The sequence below is a fragment of the Mesorhizobium sp. WSM3868 genome (assembly GCF_002294785.1).
Taxonomy (GTDB): domain Bacteria; phylum Pseudomonadota; class Alphaproteobacteria; order Rhizobiales; family Rhizobiaceae; genus Mesorhizobium.
Map to the genome: position 1 here is coordinate 56,721 of NZ_NSGB01000003.1, position 17,952 is coordinate 74,672.

The 17,952-nt window shown below is 64.5% G+C and carries 20 protein-coding genes; 8 read left to right on the forward strand and 12 right to left on the reverse strand.

Features of this window, described 5'->3' with window-relative positions:
• Nucleotides 1–10: 10 nt before the first annotated feature.
• Both CK221_RS06480 and denD read left to right on the forward strand, forming a co-directional pair.
• Entirely contained in the window at nt 11–217 is a 207-nt protein-coding gene (locus tag CK221_RS06480; protein WP_095777137.1) for a hypothetical protein, read from the forward strand.
• A gap of 1 nt (nt 218) precedes the next feature.
• On the forward strand, nt 219–1,193 hold the full coding sequence (gene denD, locus CK221_RS06485) for a D-erythronate dehydrogenase (RefSeq protein ID WP_095777138.1): 975 nt from the start codon (nt 219–221) through the stop codon (nt 1,191–1,193).
• 15 nt (nt 1,194–1,208) lie between these two features.
• On the opposite strand, the gene CK221_RS06490 is transcribed toward denD, so the two are convergent.
• The 4 genes from CK221_RS06490 to CK221_RS06505 all read right to left on the reverse strand — a co-directional run bounded on the left by CK221_RS06490 (nt 1,209) and on the right by CK221_RS06505 (nt 5,384).
• Entirely contained in the window at nt 1,209–2,426 is a 1,218-nt protein-coding gene (locus tag CK221_RS06490) for a nickel/cobalt transporter (protein WP_095777139.1), read from the reverse strand.
• A 6-nt stretch (nt 2,427–2,432) separates the two neighbouring features.
• The gene (locus tag CK221_RS06495; RefSeq protein WP_095777358.1) at nt 2,433–3,101 is read right to left on the reverse strand and encodes a DUF1007 family protein; all 669 of its coding nucleotides are present in this window, start codon (nt 3,099–3,101) and stop codon (nt 2,433–2,435) included.
• 181 nt (nt 3,102–3,282) lie between these two features.
• Nucleotides 3,283–4,182 (reverse strand): LysR family transcriptional regulator, encoded by a 900-nt coding sequence (locus CK221_RS06500; protein WP_067002475.1) that lies wholly within the window; start codon nt 4,180–4,182, stop codon nt 3,283–3,285.
• Nucleotides 4,183–4,184: 2 nt separating this feature from the next.
• Nucleotides 4,185–5,384 (reverse strand): amidase, encoded by a 1,200-nt coding sequence (locus CK221_RS06505; RefSeq protein WP_095777140.1) that lies wholly within the window; start codon nt 5,382–5,384, stop codon nt 4,185–4,187.
• Between the two features lie 539 nt (nt 5,385–5,923).
• On the opposite strand from CK221_RS06505, the gene odc2 reads away from it, so the two are divergent.
• Entirely contained in the window at nt 5,924–7,057 is a 1,134-nt protein-coding gene (gene odc2, locus CK221_RS06510) for an ornithine/lysine decarboxylase (protein ID WP_067002471.1), read from the forward strand.
• Nucleotides 7,058–7,388: 331 nt separating this feature from the next.
• The gene (locus CK221_RS06515; RefSeq protein ID WP_095777359.1) at nt 7,389–7,883 is read left to right on the forward strand and encodes an N-acetyltransferase; all 495 of its coding nucleotides are present in this window, start codon (nt 7,389–7,391) and stop codon (nt 7,881–7,883) included.
• An 84-nt stretch (nt 7,884–7,967) separates the two neighbouring features.
• Here the strand turns inward: CK221_RS06515 and CK221_RS06520 are convergent, their stop codons facing one another.
• From CK221_RS06520 to CK221_RS06535, 4 genes are all read right to left on the reverse strand, one after another.
• The gene (locus CK221_RS06520) at nt 7,968–8,252 is read right to left on the reverse strand and encodes an SCP2 sterol-binding domain-containing protein (RefSeq protein WP_067002744.1); all 285 of its coding nucleotides are present in this window, start codon (nt 8,250–8,252) and stop codon (nt 7,968–7,970) included.
• Between the two features lie 203 nt (nt 8,253–8,455).
• A complete protein-coding gene (locus CK221_RS06525) occupies nt 8,456–8,980 on the reverse strand; it encodes a hypothetical protein (RefSeq protein ID WP_095777141.1) in 525 nt (174 codons plus the stop codon).
• A 31-nt stretch (nt 8,981–9,011) separates the two neighbouring features.
• Complete coding sequence (locus CK221_RS06530; RefSeq protein ID WP_095777142.1) at nt 9,012–9,434, reverse strand: hypothetical protein; 423 nt, start codon at nt 9,432–9,434, stop codon at nt 9,012–9,014.
• Nucleotides 9,435–9,442: 8 nt separating this feature from the next.
• Entirely contained in the window at nt 9,443–10,012 is a 570-nt protein-coding gene (locus CK221_RS06535) for a rod-binding protein (RefSeq protein WP_245430581.1), read from the reverse strand.
• A gap of 222 nt (nt 10,013–10,234) precedes the next feature.
• On the opposite strand from CK221_RS06535, the gene CK221_RS06540 reads away from it, so the two are divergent.
• Nucleotides 10,235–10,822, forward strand: coding sequence for a transglutaminase-like cysteine peptidase (locus CK221_RS06540; protein ID WP_245418651.1), 588 nt, complete (start codon nt 10,235–10,237; stop codon nt 10,820–10,822).
• Nucleotides 10,823–10,940: 118 nt separating this feature from the next.
• Here CK221_RS06540 and CK221_RS06545 read toward each other — a convergent pair whose 3' ends face one another.
• From CK221_RS06545 to flhA, 3 genes are read right to left on the reverse strand one after another with little or no spacing between them, the layout of a single operon-like run.
• Entirely contained in the window at nt 10,941–11,324 is a 384-nt protein-coding gene (locus CK221_RS06545) for a hypothetical protein (RefSeq protein ID WP_095777144.1), read from the reverse strand.
• 5 nt (nt 11,325–11,329) lie between these two features.
• Nucleotides 11,330–12,082, reverse strand: coding sequence for a flagellar biosynthetic protein FliR (gene fliR, locus CK221_RS06550; protein WP_067326000.1), 753 nt, complete (start codon nt 12,080–12,082; stop codon nt 11,330–11,332).
• The gene (gene flhA, locus CK221_RS06555; RefSeq protein WP_095777145.1) at nt 12,079–14,166 is read right to left on the reverse strand and encodes a flagellar biosynthesis protein FlhA; all 2,088 of its coding nucleotides are present in this window, start codon (nt 14,164–14,166) and stop codon (nt 12,079–12,081) included. Before flhA ends, fliR begins: the two co-directional genes overlap by 4 nt.
• Nucleotides 14,167–14,287: 121 nt before the next feature.
• Here flhA and CK221_RS06560 point away from each other — a divergent pair, with 121 nt between their 5' ends.
• Nucleotides 14,288–14,587 (forward strand): putative quinol monooxygenase, encoded by a 300-nt coding sequence (locus CK221_RS06560; RefSeq protein ID WP_095777146.1) that lies wholly within the window; start codon nt 14,288–14,290, stop codon nt 14,585–14,587.
• Here CK221_RS06560 and CK221_RS06565 read toward each other — a convergent pair.
• Complete coding sequence (locus CK221_RS06565) at nt 14,584–15,054, reverse strand: MarR family transcriptional regulator (protein WP_095777147.1); 471 nt, start codon at nt 15,052–15,054, stop codon at nt 14,584–14,586. The two genes, CK221_RS06560 and CK221_RS06565, sit on opposite strands and share 4 nt — an antisense overlap.
• A 47-nt stretch (nt 15,055–15,101) precedes the next feature.
• Here CK221_RS06565 and CK221_RS06570 point away from each other — a divergent pair, with 47 nt between their 5' ends.
• Entirely contained in the window at nt 15,102–15,845 is a 744-nt protein-coding gene (locus tag CK221_RS06570) for an NAD(P)-dependent oxidoreductase (protein ID WP_245430582.1), read from the forward strand.
• A 322-nt stretch (nt 15,846–16,167) separates the two neighbouring features.
• On the forward strand, nt 16,168–17,949 hold the full coding sequence (locus tag CK221_RS06575) for a chloride channel protein (protein ID WP_067002454.1): 1,782 nt from the start codon (nt 16,168–16,170) through the stop codon (nt 17,947–17,949).
• The last annotated feature ends 3 nt before the right edge of the window (nt 17,950–17,952 follow it).

A 17,952-nucleotide genomic window follows, 5' to 3' on the forward strand; every position in this document is an offset into this window, starting at 1 on the left:
AGGGTGAATAATGGACCGCGAGACGCGCAACGCGGCGATCGCCGCGGCCTGGATACTGCTCCTGTTCGGCCTCGCCGCCTATTTCCTGCCGACCATCATGCTGGCCGCCGGCAAGGTCTCGACGGTCCTTGCGGTCGTCATCGCCGCGCTCTTCATGGTGGGGCTGTTCGTCGTCCTGTGGCTGCGCGGACGCAGCCAACGCAAGAAGGGTCTATGAGATGAGAGTTCTGATTACCGGCGCCGCCGGCATGGTTGGCCGCAAGCTGATCGCAAGGCTGGCCAAGGACGGTGTGCTGCGCGGGCGCAAAATAACCGCGCTCGATCTGCATGATATCGTGCCGCCGCAGGCGCCGACGCTCGCCGGAGTCGATGTCTCGATCCACACCGGCGATCTTTCCACGCCCGGTGCGACGGCCAAGCTCGTTGCTTCCCGCCCGGACGTGATTTTCCATCTCGCCGGCATCGTTTCCGGCGAGGCGGAGGCCAATTTCGACCTCGGCTACCGTGTCAATCTCGACGGCACACGCGCTTTGTTCGACGCGGTGCGGGTGGCGGGCTTCGCGCCGCGCCTTGTCTTCACCTCGTCGATCGCGGTGTTCGGCGCGCCGTTCCCGGATGTCATCCCGGACGAGTTCCATCCGACGCCGCTCACCTCCTACGGCACGCAGAAGCTGATCAGTGAGGCGCTGCTTGCCGACTACTCACGGCGCGGATTCTTCGACGGCATCGGCATCCGGTTGCCCACCATCTGCGTGCGGCCGGGCAGGCCGAACAAGGCGGCGTCGAGCTTCTTCTCAGGGATTATCCGCGAGCCGCTCAGCCGCCAGGAGGCGATCCTGCCGGTGCCGCGCTCGGTGCTGCACACGCATGCCAGCCCGCGATCGGCGGTGAATTTCCTGATCCATGCGGCCGAAATCGATGGCGATAAGGTCGGGCCGCGGCGCAATCTCACCATGCCCGGCGTGGCGGTCACGGTTGGCGAGCAGATCGAAGCGCTCGGGCGCATAGCCGGCGCCGAGGTGGTCAAACGGATCCGCGAGCAGCCCGACGAAACGATCTGGGCGATCGTCAGAGGCTGGCCGACGCGCTTCGAGGCGCGCCGCTCGCGGGAACTGGGTTTTGTCGCCGAGAAGAATTTTGACGAGATCATCCGCGCCCATATCGAGGACGAACTCGACGGAAGGATCGGATGACAGTTTCGGTCGGCTTCAGACGCCGCCCGTCAGGCTGGCCGACAAGAGCAGCAGGCCAACGAGGAAGATGAAGGCGGCGCCGCCGATCTCGACGATCGAATGGATGCGGTTGCCGATGCGTCCGTCGCCGGCGAAATAGACAGCCCAGTTCTTGGCCGTCACCGCGATCGTCGCCAGCGCGGAGACGGTGATCGCGGTGCCGATCGACATGGCGAGCACCGAGAGGAGGCCGCCGAGCCAGAGGCCGTTGAGGAGCGCGAAGCTCAGCACGATCAGCGCGCCGGAGCAGGGGCGGATGCCGACGGCGGCCACCGCCGACCAGGCGGTCTTCCAGTCGAAGCGATCGCCCGAAAGCAGCGCCGGATCCGGCGCGTGCGAATGGCCGCAGGTGTCGCAGACTTCGCCCGGGCCGTGGTGATGTTGCCCAGCATGAGCATGGTCGTGCGCCGCGTGGTCGTGATCATGCGCCTTGTGATCAGTCGCCTCATCGCTGTGCGCATGCGAATGCGCGGCATGATCATGGTCGTGATGCGCGTGCGAGTGCGTCGAGTGGGCATGCGCGGAATGCGAATGGGAGTGGGAATGACCGGCATGGGAATGCGCGTGAGCATGCGAGTGCCCGCCACGCGAGTGGCCGGCATGGGCCGCCGACAGGCTGTAGGCCGGACCGGCGCCGAACCGCCGAAGAATGGCCGGGCCCGCCTTGCGCCACAGTAGCCAGGCGCCGAACAGCGTCACCAGCACATAACTGGAGATCTCAAGAAACCATGCCGCGTCGGTCATCGACACCGCCGTGCCGCGCAGCACGAAATAGGCAAGCATCATGACGACGACCGCGGTCAGCCCCTGCAGCAGCGCCGAGACGAAGGACAGCATGATCCCGCGCTTCAGCGCCACTTCGTTGGCGACCATGTAGGATGAAATCACCGCCTTGCCGTGGCCGGGCCCGGCGGCGTGGAAAATGCCGTAGGCGAAGGACAGGCCGACCAGCAGCCAGAGCTTGCTGCCGTCCTGGCGCATGGCTTTCATCGCGGCCGCCAGCGAATGGTAGAATTCCTGCTGCCTGAGATTGATCCACATCAGGATATGGGCGAACGGACCCGTCGTGCTCGGCGCCATGCCGTCATTGGTGCCGATGCCGAGCGAGCTCTGGGCATGAGCGACGCCGGGTAGATGCGTCATGACCAAAGTGGCGGCCGCGAGGCCGAGCGCCAGGCGCAGCGACGGTTTCATCACCGATTATCCTTCCGGCGGACAGTTCAGTTCGAGCTTGGTGGCGAAGATCTTGCTCATGTCGGTGCCCGTCGGATCGTTGAAGAACGCTTCCGTTAGGGTCTTCTGGTTTTCCTTGATCGCTTCGTCCGGATCGGGACGGATCACCTTCTTGGTGCAATTCGCGGGCAATCCCTCAACGGTGAGGTTGGCGTCGTCGGTGAAGTCGATCGCCGTGTAGAAGGTCGGATCGTAGACGCCGATGTCGATCTTGCCGGCGAGCTTGATCGGCGTCTTCGGCTGCGACTCGAACAGAATGATCAGCTGGTCGTTGTCGAAGCTCGCCATCAGATGCGGCGGAGGGACCATGGGCACGTCCTTGCCGTCCTGCGTGACCAGCTGGAAATAGTTGAACTCGGCCAGCGAGGAATGGACGGTGTCGGCCACTTCCTTGAGCTCTTTGTCGTCAAGCTTCAGATCGGAGTTCTTGTCGAACTCCATCATCACTGTACTCGAAAACAGATCGTCGAAGCGCCAAAGGTGGCGCAGCGCCGTCACACTTTGGTGATCCGCGCTGAGGATGACGTCGAGGCGAGCCTCGGCGAAGACGTGCGGGTGCACCTGGGCGGGCTCTACCGCGGCAAAGGTGGCCGCAATTGCCGAAGCCAGTACGATTGCTTGCCGTTTCAGGTGCATTCCGGGCCGCGATTCCATCGACTTTGGGAGTGGGCTCCGAGAGTTAACAGAAAGGGGGCGAAATTGGGACGCGCTCTCGGAGAGCGTTGCGCTCTTTCCAGATTCGCTCGATGCGCTTTTAGGCTCTGATTCTGCGCATGTCCTTGTGCCGAAAACGGTTCCCACCTTCGGGGGACGTGCTTCACGCAGCGTCGCGCGTCCTGAACCAGTGCACCAGGAAATCGACGAAGACACGGACCTTGGCGGGCAAATAGCGGCGATGCGGATAGACCGCGAAGATGCCGCTGCCCGATAGGATGCGGTCGTCGAGCACCGTCACCAGCTTGCCCGACGCGACTTCGGGCGCAGCGATGAAATCCGGCAGGATGGTGAAGCCCAGGCCCGACACGGCGGCTGCTCTCGCCGCCATCGGACTGTTGACCTCGATCGGCCCCGACACGGTGACGCTCACCGAATCCTCGCCGTCTCCCTTGAAGCGCCAGTTGGCTAAAGAGCGGCCGTTGGTGTCGACGATGCAGGGCATGTTGGAAAGATCCTGCGGGCGGGTCGGGGTGCCATGCTTTGCGAGCAGGTCCGGCGACGCGCAGAGCTTGATGGAAAACGGCCCGAGGCGCCGCGCGATCAGCGACGAGTTCTCCAGCCGAGAAATGCGCACGGCGACATCGAAGCCTTCCTCGACCAGATCGACGAAGCGGTCGTCGAGATGGATGTCCAGAACGATGTCCGGATGTTGCTTGGCAAAATCGATCAGCGACTGGCCAATCGGCGCGTCGGCGAAGGTGCGCGCAGCCGAGAGCTTGATGCGGCCGCGCACGTCGCCGGAAGATTCGCGCACGGCATCGGCCAGGCTGTCGACCTCGCGCACGATTTCGGAGGCGCGCTGATAATAGGTGTGACCGGCTTCGGTCAGCGAGAACTGCCGCGTGGTACGGTTCAACAACAGCGCGCCGAGTTCGTCCTCCAGCTCGCGCACATATTTCGACAGCAGCGCCTTGGAACGGCCGATCTTGCGCGCGGCGGCCGAGAAGCCTTCGGCCTCGACCACGTCGATGAAGGCGCGCATGCGGGTCAATGTATCCATGATCAGACCTTTCGGGCCGCATCCAGAATCGTGCGGCCGAGCCCTATCAGGGCGACGTCGCTGCCGAAAGGGCCGAGCAGCGACAGGCCGAAGGGCGCGCCGTCGACGGAACCGAGCGGCAAGGTGATCTGCGGGAAGCCCGACAACCCGGCCAGGCACAAAAGATGCAGCGCCCTTTCGCGATAGGCCTGGAACTGCTCCGGCGTGCTGGTCTTAAGTGGCGCTGCGCCCGGCACCGTCGGCAGAACAAGAAAGCCTTCGTTGCCGAGCAGCTTGCCGAACTCGGAACGGAAGGCTGCCCGACGCGCCGTTTCGGCTTCGACCGTCTTTGCATCGATCGTGCGGCCGAAGCCGAAACGCTCGTCGACACCCGGACCCAGCCCGTGATCGCCTGCCGAAATCCAGCCGCCATGCACCTGCCAGGCCTCAAAGGCCTGCAGCCGACGAAAGCACCAGTAGAGATCATCCGGGGAGGAGGCGAAGGCGTGTTCGGTTTCGGTCGGCTCGCCGAGGACGGCTGCTGCCTGTGCCTTCATCCGCGCATATTCGGCGGCTTCCGTCGGCCCGGAAACAAAGGCATCGAGCCAGCCGATCGACAGCGGACGGTTGAGCGGATGCTGGTGTGGATCGCGTCCGAGCAGAAGCTTGCCGGCCATTTCGTAAGCTTCTATGTCGCCGGCGAACCAGCCGAAGGTGTCGAAGCTCGGCGCGAGCTTCATGGCGCCCTCGAGCGATACCCGGCCGTGACTGGTGCGCAGCCCGATCAACCCGCAGAAGCTCGCCGGCGCGCGGATCGAGCCGCCGGTGTCGGAGCCGACGGCGATGTCGGCAAGGCCGCCGGCGACCGCTGCCGCCGAACCTGACGAGGAGCCGCCGGTCACGCGATCCGGAGCGGCTGCGTTCACCGGAAACGGGAAATGCGAATTCTGGCCGAACAGCGAGAAGGCGAGCTCGTCGGTTTGCGTCTTGCCGACGAATCGCGCACCGGCATCGAGAATCAACTGCACAGCCTCGGCCGTCCGCGAGGCGGCGTGAGCCTGTTCGAACTTGCGCGGGTTGCCGCAGCCGGTGCGATAGCCGGCGACGTCATAGATGTCCTTCACGGCTAGGCGCAGGCCGGCCAACGGGCCAAATTCCGCATTGGCCACGGGCATTTGACGCAGATCGAGGAAGGCGTTGAGAGGGCCGTGGGTGCCTGGCATTGTTCGATTTCCGAATACGGTCCACAAACATTGTTCGATGCTGCAATTTTTACAACCGGCGCTGACGATTTTTATTGATTGTGAAACCCTTCGCTCTTATATCGCGCTTGCCCAAAGTCGCACGTGCCTGTGGGTGTCCGCCGATCCTCGAATGGTGAGGGCAATCGGTAAGGTAACTGGAGCCAACCCCTCCAGTCGGTCAGTGGCCAACCACAAGACCGAGGACACCTTGAAGCAACGACGGTGCGGGCCTTTCTGGTGTCTGCCGGTCGTCCAAAGACCGGGGTTACTGAAGAGGCACACCTTCATTGCCGGCAGTGCGGACGGGTCCTCCCATCCAAGCCAAGGCAGACAAAGCGAACCGAGGCCGGGCAAGGCCAGGTTCACCGCCGCGAGACGGCGATCCGTGGTTCCGGGGTCTCCACCGGCTGGTTCCATGGATTTTCCGTCCCGCCTTTGTCCACCGCGAGTTCGCGAGGCCGAGCGCCCGCGTCCCGCAGCCTTTGTGCGCGCCGAAAGGCGCAGATGGAGAGACCTCGATGGCCACCCAGCGCATCCTTGACTTTCTCGCCACCCGACGTCCGAACGGTCCCTGCCTCGTCGTCGACCTCGATGTCGTGCGCGACAATTTCCGCGCCTTCGAGAAGGCGTTGCCCGATTCCAAGATCTACTATGCGGTGAAAGCAAACCCGGCGCCGGAGATCCTGCGCCTGCTTGCTGCGATGGGCTCGTCCTTCGACACCGCATCGGTTGCCGAGGTCGAGATGGCGATGGATGCCGGCGCGCCGGCGGATCGCATTTCCTTCGGCAACACCATCAAGAAGGAGCGCGACATTGCGCGCGCCTACCAGCTCGGCATCCGCCTCTACGCGGTGGATTGCGTCGAGGAGGTCGAGAAGATTGCCCGCGCCGCTCCGGGCTCGCGCGTGTTCTGCCGCGTGCTGACCGACGGCGAGGGTGCCGAATGGCCGCTGTCGCGCAAGTTCGGCTGCGTGCCGGCGATGGCCGTCGACGTGCTGCGTCACGCCAAGAGCCTCGGCCTCGACGCCTATGGCGTGTCGTTCCATGTCGGCTCGCAGCAGACCGATCTCTCGGCCTGGGACCGCGCGCTGGGCGATGCCAAGAAGGTGTTCGCCACGCTCGCCGAGGAAGGCATCGTCTTGAAAATGGTCAACATGGGCGGCGGTTTCCCGACCCGTTACCTGAAGGACGTACCGGCGGCGCAGGCCTATGGCCAGGCGATCTTCTCGGCGCTGCGCAGGCATTTCGGCAACGCGCTGCCCGAGACGATCATCGAGCCGGGCCGCGGCATGGTCGGCAATGCCGGCGTCATCAAGTCGGAAGTCGTGCTGATCTCGAAGAAGGCCGACAATGACAATGTGCGCTGGGTGTTCCTCGACATCGGCAAGTTCGGCGGCCTAGCGGAAACCATGGATGAGGCGATCCGCTATCCGATCGTGACGCCGCGCGACGGATCGGAGACCGCACCCTGCGTGCTCGCCGGCCCGACCTGCGATTCGGCCGATGTGCTCTACGAGAAGACGCCTTATCCCCTGCCTCTGTCGCTCACCATCGGCGACGAGGTGCTGATCGAAGGTACTGGCGCCTACACGACCACCTATTCGTCGGTCGCCTTCAACGGCTTCGAGCCTCTCCGATCCTACGTGATCTGAAGGCGCGAGCCTTCAGATCAACTGGCGTGGGTGACATCGCCCGCCCGGGCTCGCTTGTGGAACAGATCTCCGCTCGTGAAGGATCGCGGAAATGGACTTTGCAGATTTCATCATCGAGGGCGCTGCGCGCCGGGTCTTCCCCCTCGAGGGGGAGATGGCCGTGCAGCGGTCAGAGGGGGGCGTCGCGCGTGGAGCGCCAGCGCCGCTTCTCGTCACGCTGGGCGCCGGTATTACATGCGCAACGACCCCCTCTGTCGCCTTTGGCGACATCTCCCGCTCGAGGGGGGAGATTGCGCCGGGCTTCGTCATCGTTGCCGAAGGCATCGGTGATATGCAGGCGCGCGAAGCGCTGCTCGACCGCGCCATGGGGCCGAAGCGCAGGAAGAAGTCGTCCGAGAGACTGCGGCGTGGCCGCCGGCCGTCGGAAGGCCTGGCCTTTGTCGCGCGCGACCCGTCGGGCGCGCTCGTCGGCACGGTTCGGCTGTGGGACGTGACGCTGGGCGAGGGTGGTCCGGCAGCGCTCCTGCTTGGGCCGCTGGCAGTCGAGCCCGGCCTGAAGAGCGGCGGCATCGGCTCAGCGCTGATGCGGCACGCGACCGCCGAGGCCGCGCGGCTCGGTCATGGCGCGATCCTGCTCGTCGGGGATGCGCCATATTACGGGCGGTTCGGTTTTTCGGCCGATCGCACCGGCTCGCTCGCCATGCCTGGTCCCTATGAGCGGCACCGCCTGCTGGCGCTCGAGCTGAAGGAGGGCTCGCTCGACGGGACCGCGGGCACGATCAAGGCCGCCGGCCGCAAGGTCAAGGCCTTGGACTTCGTGGCCTGAACACCGCGGAGAGGCGCAGTCGCGGCGTCGCGCGTTCAAAGAAGCGCGGTGCCGAATCGCGTGGTAATTGCGTCTCGACGCCAATCAGCCGAGCAACTGGCTGAGCGCCATGGCGACCGTCATGTCGCCCTCGACCTTCAGCTTGCCGGCCATGAAGGCCATGGTCGGGTTGAGATCGCCGGCGATCAGTGAATCGAGATCGTCGAGCGAGAGCTTGATCGTGCAGTCGGTCGGGGCATCGGCGGTCGAAACGGTCGCGCCGTCGATAACGATGACGCCGTCGCTGCCGGTGTCGAACTTGACCGAGTGCTCGAAGCCGGCGCTTGCCACGCGCGACCTGATCTTGTCGGCAATCTCCTGAACGCCCATGGCGGTTCTCCTCGTTTGGTTGCGTTTGACGCGCACCGGCCTTGGCCGCTGGGCGAGGCGCCGCGTCGCGCGGGAGCGCGGCGACAGCCACCGGCGCATATAGCTTCGGGTTGACGTTTACGTCAACGTGGCCGCCATGCGGCATGTCGCATCACCGGACAAGCATGTGAACCCCTGGCGGTGCCAAGTCGATCCAGAGCCGATCAATGCTCCGGCTGGAACGGCTTGGTCATCGCTTGCGCGGTCTCGCCGGCTGTCTTGCGGCGGCGGATGGCGTTGTCGCGGATTTCGTCCTTGGACAGGAAGTTGACCTGGTCGATCAGCACGTCATGCACCAGCTCGACGCCGACGCGGGCGTTGACGGTCTCGCGGATCGCTTTGCGGAAAGCCTCGAGATCGATCGTGTCCTTCTTGGTGAAATCGATCTGCGGATTGGAATAGAGGTAGGAATAGACCTGATCGGTGATGATCGCCGGCGCCGGGATCGACAGTTTCTTTATCTGATCCGGCTCCACCGTGTAGACGAGTTTGGTGAGAAAATAGCCGTCGATCTTGGCATCGCGGACGAGCGGTACCGAAATGATGTCGGTCTTGACGTAGTCGAGACCGCCCAGCATCGGCTTCGGCGGCTCACCGACGCCGCGCTCGCCCGCCGCCTGGAACGAATAAAACACCGCGCCGAGGGTTACGGCGCAGATCCAAAGCGCTGCGGCGAAGAATTTGATCACCGGATCCTACCTTGCTCCGCAGTCATCTCGTTCAAGCCCGGGCATATCCGAATTCGCCTGCCGAATAGGTGCCGTCGGCATCGGCGCGCTGGATGGCGTTCTTCAACAGCGTGGCGATCTCGTTGACGGCATTGAGATGGGCAAGAATAGCCGCCTCGTTCTTTGCCAGCTTCTGGCGCAACCGCGCCAGCCCTTCGCGATGCTGCTCGAGGAACTCGATCTCATTGGCGCCCTTCAGCGCGCGGGTCAGTTCGTAGAGATAGCGGCTTTTGCGGGCATTCGAGGCCTTGAGGTCGTAGCTGGTGCCGCTGCGGATACCCGCCGTCTCCTCGTCCACCGCCTCCTCGATCCGGCCAATGATGGCGGCGAGGTTGCCAGGCCGTGCAGCTGCGATCGGTGCTTCCGCGGCGGTGGTTCGTGCAGGCAGGTTGGAAAGGTCCGTTTGGTCGGCCATGTAGGTCCCTAGATCTTGATGTCCGTTTTTATGGTTGTGTCGTCACCGGTCATAGACCGGGCGGCCTTACGCTCGAGCTCGTCGACCAGGGAGGTCGAAAGCCTGGTCTGCTGGTCGATCTCGGCTTTCTCCGGTCCGCCCCCAACGGGCCCGACCGGCACCTTGTGTTTGCCGTCCAGATAATGGTCGGCAAGCATCGATCTCGCGATGCCGATCCCGCCATGCGCGGCCATGACATCGGCTACCTTTTCGGCAAGCTGCGATTTCCACATGTCGCCGGCCAGACCCTTGCCGTAAACGCCCTCGGTGTCCTTAGACATCATGTTCTGGATGAAAGTGGTCAGCACCATCGCCTCGAAGCGCTGGAACTTTTTGGCTGGATTTGCCGCCTCGGCCTTGTCGGCAGCGGCGCGCGAGAGCACCGAGCCCGCCTCGACCGAGGCAGTCTGGTCGATCGAGAAGGTCTCCCCGGCACCGCCAGCCCGCCTCGCGAGTGCTGCCCGCGCGGCCTCGACGTCGGCCGGCTCCGCCGCACGGGCGACGTCCATCACGATGTCGCTGGGAGGTGAAATCGCCAAGAAAGCACTGCCTTTTACCGGTTTTGTCCGTTGCACAATGACGCAACAAGCTTGTGGCAGGCTTGCGGGGGCGGCGAGGTGCAGTGCAGCGCTCAAATCTTATTTTAGCAGGTATTAATATTTTAACGGTGTTGCCCCGCCGCCGGCGCAATTCGGGGTTTTGAAAACGACTAATTAACCCCGCCCCCTCATCCTCGAGACCACGCCTTGGAGACGTTGATCGTGAAAAGCGATGTCGTGCTGATCGCATTTCTGCTGTCGGTTGCCAGCCCATTTGCCGCCCAAGCCGGAACGGCGATGCAAACCAAAGGCAAGGCGTTCGCACCGCCGGCCTTCTATTCGTTCTGCAGCCGCCAACCCAGCCTCTGCAGCACGGCCGGCGGAACAAAGGTCGTCGCCCTGCGGCCTCAGCTCAGCGCGCAATTGAACGAGATCAACCTTTCGGTCAATTCACGCATTACCGAGGTCAGTGATCGAGCCGTTGTCGGCAAGAACGACGACTGGCGCGTGCCGACCGTGTCCGGCGATTGCGAGGATATCGCGATACTGAAGAAGCTCGAACTGATGAAGCGCGGCTGGCCGGCCTCGGCGCTGCTGTTGACCGTGGCAAGCTATCACGGCGAGGGACACACGGTGCTGACGGTGCGCACCAACGAGGGCGACCTGGTGCTCGACAACCTCACCAGCGCGGTCCGTGATTGGTCCAGCACGCCCTACAACTATTTCGCCCGGCAGGCGCAGGGCAATGGCAGGCGTTGGGAGCGGATCGGGGCGGCCAAGTCGGTCGGCACGACGGCGACCGGCACCTGACAGCCTCGCTCGCCGCCCGCCGGATCCACCGCTCTATCTCCTTGGTTTGACGCAAGTCCGGACGGGAGGCCACGGCGAAGTCGCCGAGCCCAACCGTTTCATGCTTTTCCTGATTGCCCTAGTCATGTCCCCGCTTCTGGGCAATGAGGTCCAGCCGCTCGCGGTCTGAGCGTTCGCGGTCGTCGCGGCGGCGAGCGTCCCTATAGGCGCGCTCGACCATGTTGGTCCGCGCGGTCGCGGCGGCGATCAACGTCGCCTCCTCCCGGGCGCTTTCAAGATTCTGTTTTTGTTGGCCGAGCGCGTTCGCAATCCGGCGATGGTAAAGTTCCGGGAACAGGCCGGCCAGCGAGCTATCAGCGTCGAAATGCCCGATGAGTTCCTTTGCTTCCGATTCGGCCGCCGCGGCCGCGGAGAGGAAGCCGGCATGACGGGTTTCGTGCACCGCCTTCAACTGCTCCTGCACCTTGACCAACTTCTTCAGTCTGTCCTTGCGCGAGGCCATCGCGGCTACCTCGCTAGCGTCAGGTCGACAAAGCCGTCGACGAACAACGACAGCAAGGTGCCGATGGCAAAGTAGAAGATGATCAGCCCGCCGGCGATGACGAAGGGCAGCGAGATGAAGTACACCGGGATCTGCGGCGTCAGCTTGTTGACGAAGCCGATCGTCAAATTGACCAGAATGGCGTAGGCGACGAAGGGACTGCCGAGCCGGATGACCAGGAAGAAGGCGTCCGACACCGTGTCGGTGACGTCGACCAGCGCCGCCTGCGGGTTGAAGAATACATTGACCGGAGCAACCGTGTAGGAGGCGACCAGCGCGCGCACGATCTCGTGGTCGAAGTCGAAGACGAAAAGCAGGAGCAGCGCCGAGAACGAGATGATGGCGGCGAGTGCAGCCTGCGGCTCCGGCTCCTCGATCGCCGGGCCGCCTGAGCCGCCATAGCCGATCATCATGGCGATGGCCGAGCCCATGAACCGCAGCGCTTCCATATAGAGCCTGGTCATGGCGCCGATCAGCCCGCCGACCAGAAGCTCGGAAACGATCATCGGCACCAGAACCTGCGGGCGCGGGTCGACATAGGGATAGATGCGGTCCCAGAGGAAGGCGAGCAGGCCGCCGGTGGCGGCGATCGACACGAACAGCCGGACCTGGAGAGGCACGCGGGCGCTCGATAGGCCGGGCATCAGCATGAAACAGGCGCCGATGCGGCAGAAGGCGAGGAAGGCGGCGATGACGACGCCTTGCGAAAGCGCGTTCACGAGATCGTTCCGAGCACCTTGATTTCGACGCCCTTGGCGATCTCGACGTGGCTGAGCACGGGCAGCGTGGTGAACAGCCGCTCGATGATCATGCGCACATAAGGCCGCGCGTCCGGCGCGGTGACCAGCACGAAGCGCTCGCCGGCTTCGAGATGCTTGCGGATCGCCTTGGTGGCGTCCTGGCCGAATTCCTCGAGCTGGCGCGGATCGATGTCGAACTCGCGCACCTCGCCCTTGGCGTCCCGCTTGAGGCTCTGGTGAAAGGCGAGGTCCCATCGGTTGCCGAGGCGCAGCACCTTGAGCATGCCGCCCTCGGAGAGATCGCCGCAGATCTGCTGCGCCATGCGGATGCGGACATGCTCGACGATCTGCTCGGTGCGGCGCACATGCGGCGCGATCTCGGCGATGGCTTCGATGATCAGGTGCAGGTTGCGGATCGAGACGCGCTCGGCAAGCAGAAGCTTCAGCACCGCCTGCAGGCCGGGATAGGAGATGTGCGAGGTGCAGATCTCGTCGGCGAGCTTGCGGTATTCGGGGTCGAGCCGCTCGAGCAGCGCCTTCATGTCCTTGTAGGACAGAAGCTGCGGCAGGTTGTTGCGGATCACCTCGGAGAGGTGGGTGAGCAGCACCGACATGTTGTCGGCAAAGGTGTAGTTCTCGCGCTTCAGATCTTCGGCGAAGGTTTCCAGCACCGAATAGGCGCGCATGCCGAAAGCCGGCTCGCGGATTTCCTCACCGGGGATGTCCGGCACGCCGCGGGTGCCAAGCAGCACCATGATTTCGCCCACGCGCATCTGGTATTCGGCAACGACGGTGCCGTGGACCTTGATCTGATAGCTCTTCGGCGGGATGGCGAAGTCGTCGGCAACGCGCACCTCCGGCACCACGAACCCATATTGCTGGGCGAATTTCTTGCGCATCTTCGACATGCGGAACACCAGCTCCTGATGTGCGACCAGCAGCCTGGTCGAGAGCTGCTTGCCGATCAGCAGCTCGATCTCGGCAGTCGCAAGCGAGGCCTTGACCGAATTCTTCTCCTCCTCGACCTTGTCGGCCTTCTCCTTGTTCTTCTGCGCTTCGGCTGCCGCCAGCGCGCGGTTGTGGCGCAGCGGGATGACGTAGCCGAGGCCGGCCATGGCGCCGGCAAGGGCAAAGAACGGGAATAGCGGCAGACCGGGCATAAGGCCGAGGATGACGAGCAGCGAGGCCGCGACATAGAGCGCGCGCGGATGCGCGCCGAGCTGGCCGAACACCGCCTGATTGGCGGAGCCCCGCGTGCCGCCCTTGGAGACGAGCATGCCGGCGGCGAGCGAGACGATGAGGGCCGGGATCTGGGTGACGAGGCCGTCGCCGACCGACAGCTTGATGAAGACGTCGGCCGCCTGGCCGAGGCCCATGCTGTGGCGCAGATAGCCGATGGCGATGCCGCCGACGATGTTGATGGCGGTGATGATGAGGCCGGCGATGGCGTCGCCGCGCACGAATTTCGACGCGCCGTCCATCGAGCCGAAGAAGGAGGATTCTTCTTCCAATTCGCGGCGGCGAAGCTGCGCCGTCTTCTCGTCGATCATTCCGGCGGAAAGGTCGGCGTCGATCGACATCTGCTTGCCGGGGATGGCGTCGAGGGTGAAGCGCGCACCGACTTCGGCGATGCGGGTGGCGCCCTTGGTGATGACGATGAAGTTCACCACGATCAGGATCATGAAGACGATGAGGCCGATGACGAAGTCGCTCGACATCACCAGCTTCGAGAAACCCGAGATGACGTAACCGGCGGCATGCGTACCCTCATTGCCATGCGACAGGATCATGCGCGTGGTGGCGATGTTGAGCGAGAGCCTGAGCATCGTGGCGATGAGCAGCACGGTCGGGAAGGAGGAGAAATCCAGCGGCCGCTGGATCCAGAGCGCCACCATCAGGATCAGCACCGAGAGCGCGATCGAGAAGGCAAGGCCGATGTCGATGAGGAAGGCCGGGATCGGCAGGAACAGCACCGCCAGGATGACGACGATGCCGAGCGCGAAGAAAACGTCGCGGCCGTTCTTGGCCGCCAGGCCGGACGGGATTGTTTCGCTGATCGCCATATCGTCCTCGAATCCAGACTTGCCCAGCGCAAAGGCAGGCTCCCGACCTTAACCGGTCAAGCTTGCGCGAAGGTGGGAGAGAGGCTACGGGATTTGAGCCGGCTGGCGAAAGGAAAGGCGCATGCTCCTCATCATCGGCACGATTCGGCTGCCACCCGACAGGCTCGAGCAGGCAAGGCCGGCGATGGAACGAATGATTTCAGCGAGTCGCGCCGAAGCCGGCTGCCTGGCATATTCGTATGCGCAGGATGTTCTCGATCCCGGCCTGATCCATGTCTCGGAAGCGTGGCGGGATCGTGCGGCGCTCGAGTTGCATTTCAAGTCAGCGCATATAGCCGAATGGCGCGCGAGCTGGGCGGAGCTCGGCATTGGGGATCGGAAGCTGACGCTCTATGAAGCGGGTGGGGGTGCTGCGATCTAACCGGCCGCGCCCGCGATCGCGACGGCGACCAGCCAGCGCCGGACGGCGCGCTCGTCGTTGGCCGAAAGTCCGGCGGTCAGCTGGCGTTCAAGCCGCTGCACGCGCTCGCGACATTTCTTCAGCAAGGCACGGCCGCTGTCGCTGAGATCGAGGTGCTGGATGCGCCCGTGCACCGCATGCGGCTTGCGGACCACGGAACCGGCCTTTTCCAGATTGCCGACGATCACGCTCACCGTCTGCGGCGTCAGCACCGCGAGCCGGGCGAGGTCGGCATTGGAGATGCCTGGATAGGCCGACAGCATGGTCAGCGTCGCGAATTGCGGCTGCGTGACGCCGAACTCATCCAGCGCCCGCTCGACCCGCAGCCTGTAGGCGCCGGCGGCCTGGCGCAGCAGGTAGCCGAGATAACCTTCCTCGCCGCGCTTGCCTTTGCCAGGGGGTGGAATTTCCGGTTTCTGCTTGCGCATGATGTAAGAGCTCTTATATGTTGTTCGAACTCTGATATTATCGCAAGATGGAATGGAAGACGATGGGCTATCGCATCTTTCTTGCCGGCGGTTCCGGCGCGATCGGCCGCCGCCTGATCCCGCAACTGGTCGCTGCCGGCCATCGGGTGACTGCGACAACGCGTCGGGCCGAGAAGGCCGAGAAGCTCCGCGCGATCGGGGCCAGCCCGGTGGTGATCGATGTGTTCGATGCCGGCGGCCTGCTTGCGGCGGTCGCCGCGGCGAGGCCAGAGGTCGTGATCCATCAGCTTACCGATCTGCCGGCCGGACTCGATCCCAATAGGATGGGCGAGTCCATCATCGGAAACGCGCGCGTCCGCGACGAGGGGACCCGCAATCTGGTCGAGGCCGCGACGTCGGCCGGCGCCCGTCGCCTGATCGCGCAGAGCATCGCCTGGGCCTATGCGCCCGGACCCGAGCCGCATGCCGAAACCGATCCGCTCGACAGCGGCGCCGAAGGCGGCCGCGGCATCAGCGTCGGCGGCGTGATCGCGCTCGAACGCCAGGTTCTCGAGGGCTCGAGCATGACAGGCATCGTGCTGCGCTATGGACATCTCTATGGTCCCGGCACCGGAGCTGAGATTGCGGCCGATCCGGCCGTGCATGTCGATGCCGCTGCTTATGCGGCGCTGCTTGCCGTCGAGCGCGGCGCGCCGGGCGCCTTCAACATCGCCGAGCCGAACGGCCATGCCGCGACCGACAAGGCCGTCAGCGAACTCGGCTGGCGGCCCGACTTCCGCCTGGCTATGTGAGGGACGAAGGAATTGCCGCCAAAGGACGAACCTGGTTCGAGCCGCCGGGCACCGGGTCATCTGTTCGCGGAGAAGGCGAGCGCAACGGGAGCCGGGGGACATGCTGGCGACCTTCGTCGCGGGGGACGATTGCGGGCCGCTGACCATCTTCGATCAGTGACATTTTCCCGTTCTCGCAGCGAGGGTAGCCAGCCCAACCGTCGCTAATCGACGCAACGCCAAAATGGCGCCACAAGCGGTCGGCATTGCGGTTGCCACTCCATGCCGTCGGGCGTATCAGGCGCGGCAGCATCCATCCTCCGCATACCGGCGAGCCGCTCCGTTGCCTGCCATAAACGAACCGCAAGTCTACGCCCGCCGGCTTCGGGCGGTGCTGATCAATTCCATTCCCGTGCTCGAGGCGCGCGGCATCGTCATTGTGCTGATGGCGGGGATGGTCGGCATGATCGCGGGCGCCCTGGTCACCGGCATGAGCGCGCTGGTGCAAGCCATGCACTTCCTGCTCTTTGACGTGCAGCCGGGCGGGCGCCTTTCGGCGATGTTTTCGCTGGCCAGTCCGGTGCAGGCGATGTTTCCGGCGATCGGGGGACTGCTGCTCGGCCTTTCGGTGATCTGGCTGAGGAGGCGGAAGTTCAGAACGCCTGTCGACCCGATCGAAGCCAACGCGCTCTACGGTGGGCGCATGTCGCTCACCGATACGTTCATCATCGTCGGCCAGACCATGATCTCCAGCGGCTTCGGCGCCTCGGTCGGTCTCGAAGCCGGCTACACGCAGGTTGGTTCGGGCATCGCCTCGCGGCTGGCGCGCGCCTTCCGGCTGCGCCGCAATGACGTGCGCATCCTGGTCGGCTGCGGCGCCGCCGGCGCGATCGCTGCCGCTTTCGACGCGCCGTTGACCGGTGCCTTCTACGGCTTCGAACTGGTCATCGGCATCTACTCGGTGGCCAATGTGGCGCCGGTCATGACGGCGGCGATCGCCGCCTCGCTGACGGCTGAGATGTTCGGCGGCGTGCCGTTTCCGCTCGAACTTTCCGGCCTGCCGACGCTGACCGCCAGCCAGTATGTGCCGTTCCTGCTGCTGGGACTGCTCGGTGGGGCGGCGTCCATCGCAATCATGCATCTGGTAAGCCTTATCGAGCGCGTCTTTGTGCGGCTGGCGATCGACGCTTCCGTCAGACCTTTCATCGGCGGCATCGTTGTCGGGCTGCTCGGGCTGGTCACGCCGCAGGTGCTGTCCAGCGGACACGGCGCGCTCCACCGCGAGTTCGCCATGAACTACGCGCTTCCCGTGGTGGCCAGCGTCTTCGTGCTGAAGCTTGCTGCCTCGGCGATCTCGCTCGGCTCCGGTTTCCGCGGCGGTCTGTTCTTCGCCTCGCTGTTTCTGGGGGCGCTGCTCGGCAAGGTCTTTGCCGGCGTCATGGCGATGGCCGCGCCCTCAACCGCGCTCGATCCGGCGGTCGCCGCCGTCGTCGGCATGACCTCGCTTGCCGTCGGTGTCGTCGGCGGCCCGCTGACCATGACTTTTCTCGCGCTGGAATCGACGCGGGACCTGACGCTCACCGGCGTGGTGCTGGCAGCGTCGATCATGTCGGCCATCCTGGTGCGCGAGACCTTCGGCTACTCCTTCTCGACCTGGCGCTTCCATCTGCGCGGCGAGACGATCCGCAGCGCCCACGACGTCGGCTGGATGCGCAGCCTCAATGTCGGGTCGATGATGCGCAAGGACGTCCGCACCATCGATGCCTCGATCACCTTGGCCGAGTTCCGCAAGGAGATTCCGCTCGGCTCGGCGCAGCGCGTCATCGCCGTCGAAGAGGGCCGGCATTATGTCGGCGTGCTGCTCGTGGCCGAACTGCACAGCGACCTCTCAGACGGCGAGACTCCGGTGCAGGCGCTCGCGCAGTTCAAGGATGCGGTGCTGGTGCCGTCGATGAACGTCCAGTCCGCCGCCGAGACCTTTCAGCGCGCCGGCGCTGAAGAGCTGGCGGTCGTTGAGGATTTCGACGACCGCATCGTGCTTGGCCTGCTCACTGAAAGCCATCTGATGCGGCGCTACGCCGAGGAGCTGGACAAGGCGCGGCGGGATCTTTCCGGCGAGGGCTGAGCC

Coding starts and splice junctions, on each gene's coding strand:
- CK221_RS06490 (WP_095777139.1), bottom strand. CDS start 2,426: ATGAAACCGTCGCTGCGCCTGGCGCTCGGCCTCGCGGCCGCCACTTTG.
- CK221_RS06480 (WP_095777137.1), top strand. CDS start 11: ATGGACCGCGAGACGCGCAACGCGGCGATCGCCGCGGCCTGGATACTG.
- CK221_RS06500 (WP_067002475.1), bottom strand. CDS start 4,182: ATGGATACATTGACCCGCATGCGCGCCTTCATCGACGTGGTCGAGGCC.
- flhA (WP_095777145.1), bottom strand. CDS start 14,166: ATGGCGATCAGCGAAACAATCCCGTCCGGCCTGGCGGCCAAGAACGGC.
- CK221_RS06565 (WP_095777147.1), bottom strand. CDS start 15,054: ATGCGCAAGCAGAAACCGGAAATTCCACCCCCTGGCAAAGGCAAGCGC.
- CK221_RS06495 (WP_095777358.1), bottom strand. CDS start 3,101: ATGCACCTGAAACGGCAAGCAATCGTACTGGCTTCGGCAATTGCGGCC.
- CK221_RS06570 (WP_245430582.1), top strand. CDS start 15,102: ATGGAATGGAAGACGATGGGCTATCGCATCTTTCTTGCCGGCGGTTCC.
- CK221_RS06505 (WP_095777140.1), bottom strand. CDS start 5,384: ATGCCAGGCACCCACGGCCCTCTCAACGCCTTCCTCGATCTGCGTCAA.
- CK221_RS06515 (WP_095777359.1), top strand. CDS start 7,389: ATGCAGGCGCGCGAAGCGCTGCTCGACCGCGCCATGGGGCCGAAGCGC.
- CK221_RS06560 (WP_095777146.1), top strand. CDS start 14,288: ATGCTCCTCATCATCGGCACGATTCGGCTGCCACCCGACAGGCTCGAG.
- denD (WP_095777138.1), top strand. CDS start 219: ATGAGAGTTCTGATTACCGGCGCCGCCGGCATGGTTGGCCGCAAGCTG.
- CK221_RS06520 (WP_067002744.1), bottom strand. CDS start 8,252: ATGGGCGTTCAGGAGATTGCCGACAAGATCAGGTCGCGCGTGGCAAGC.
- CK221_RS06545 (WP_095777144.1), bottom strand. CDS start 11,324: ATGGCCTCGCGCAAGGACAGACTGAAGAAGTTGGTCAAGGTGCAGGAG.
- CK221_RS06530 (WP_095777142.1), bottom strand. CDS start 9,434: ATGGCCGACCAAACGGACCTTTCCAACCTGCCTGCACGAACCACCGCC.
- odc2 (WP_067002471.1), top strand. CDS start 5,924: ATGGCCACCCAGCGCATCCTTGACTTTCTCGCCACCCGACGTCCGAAC.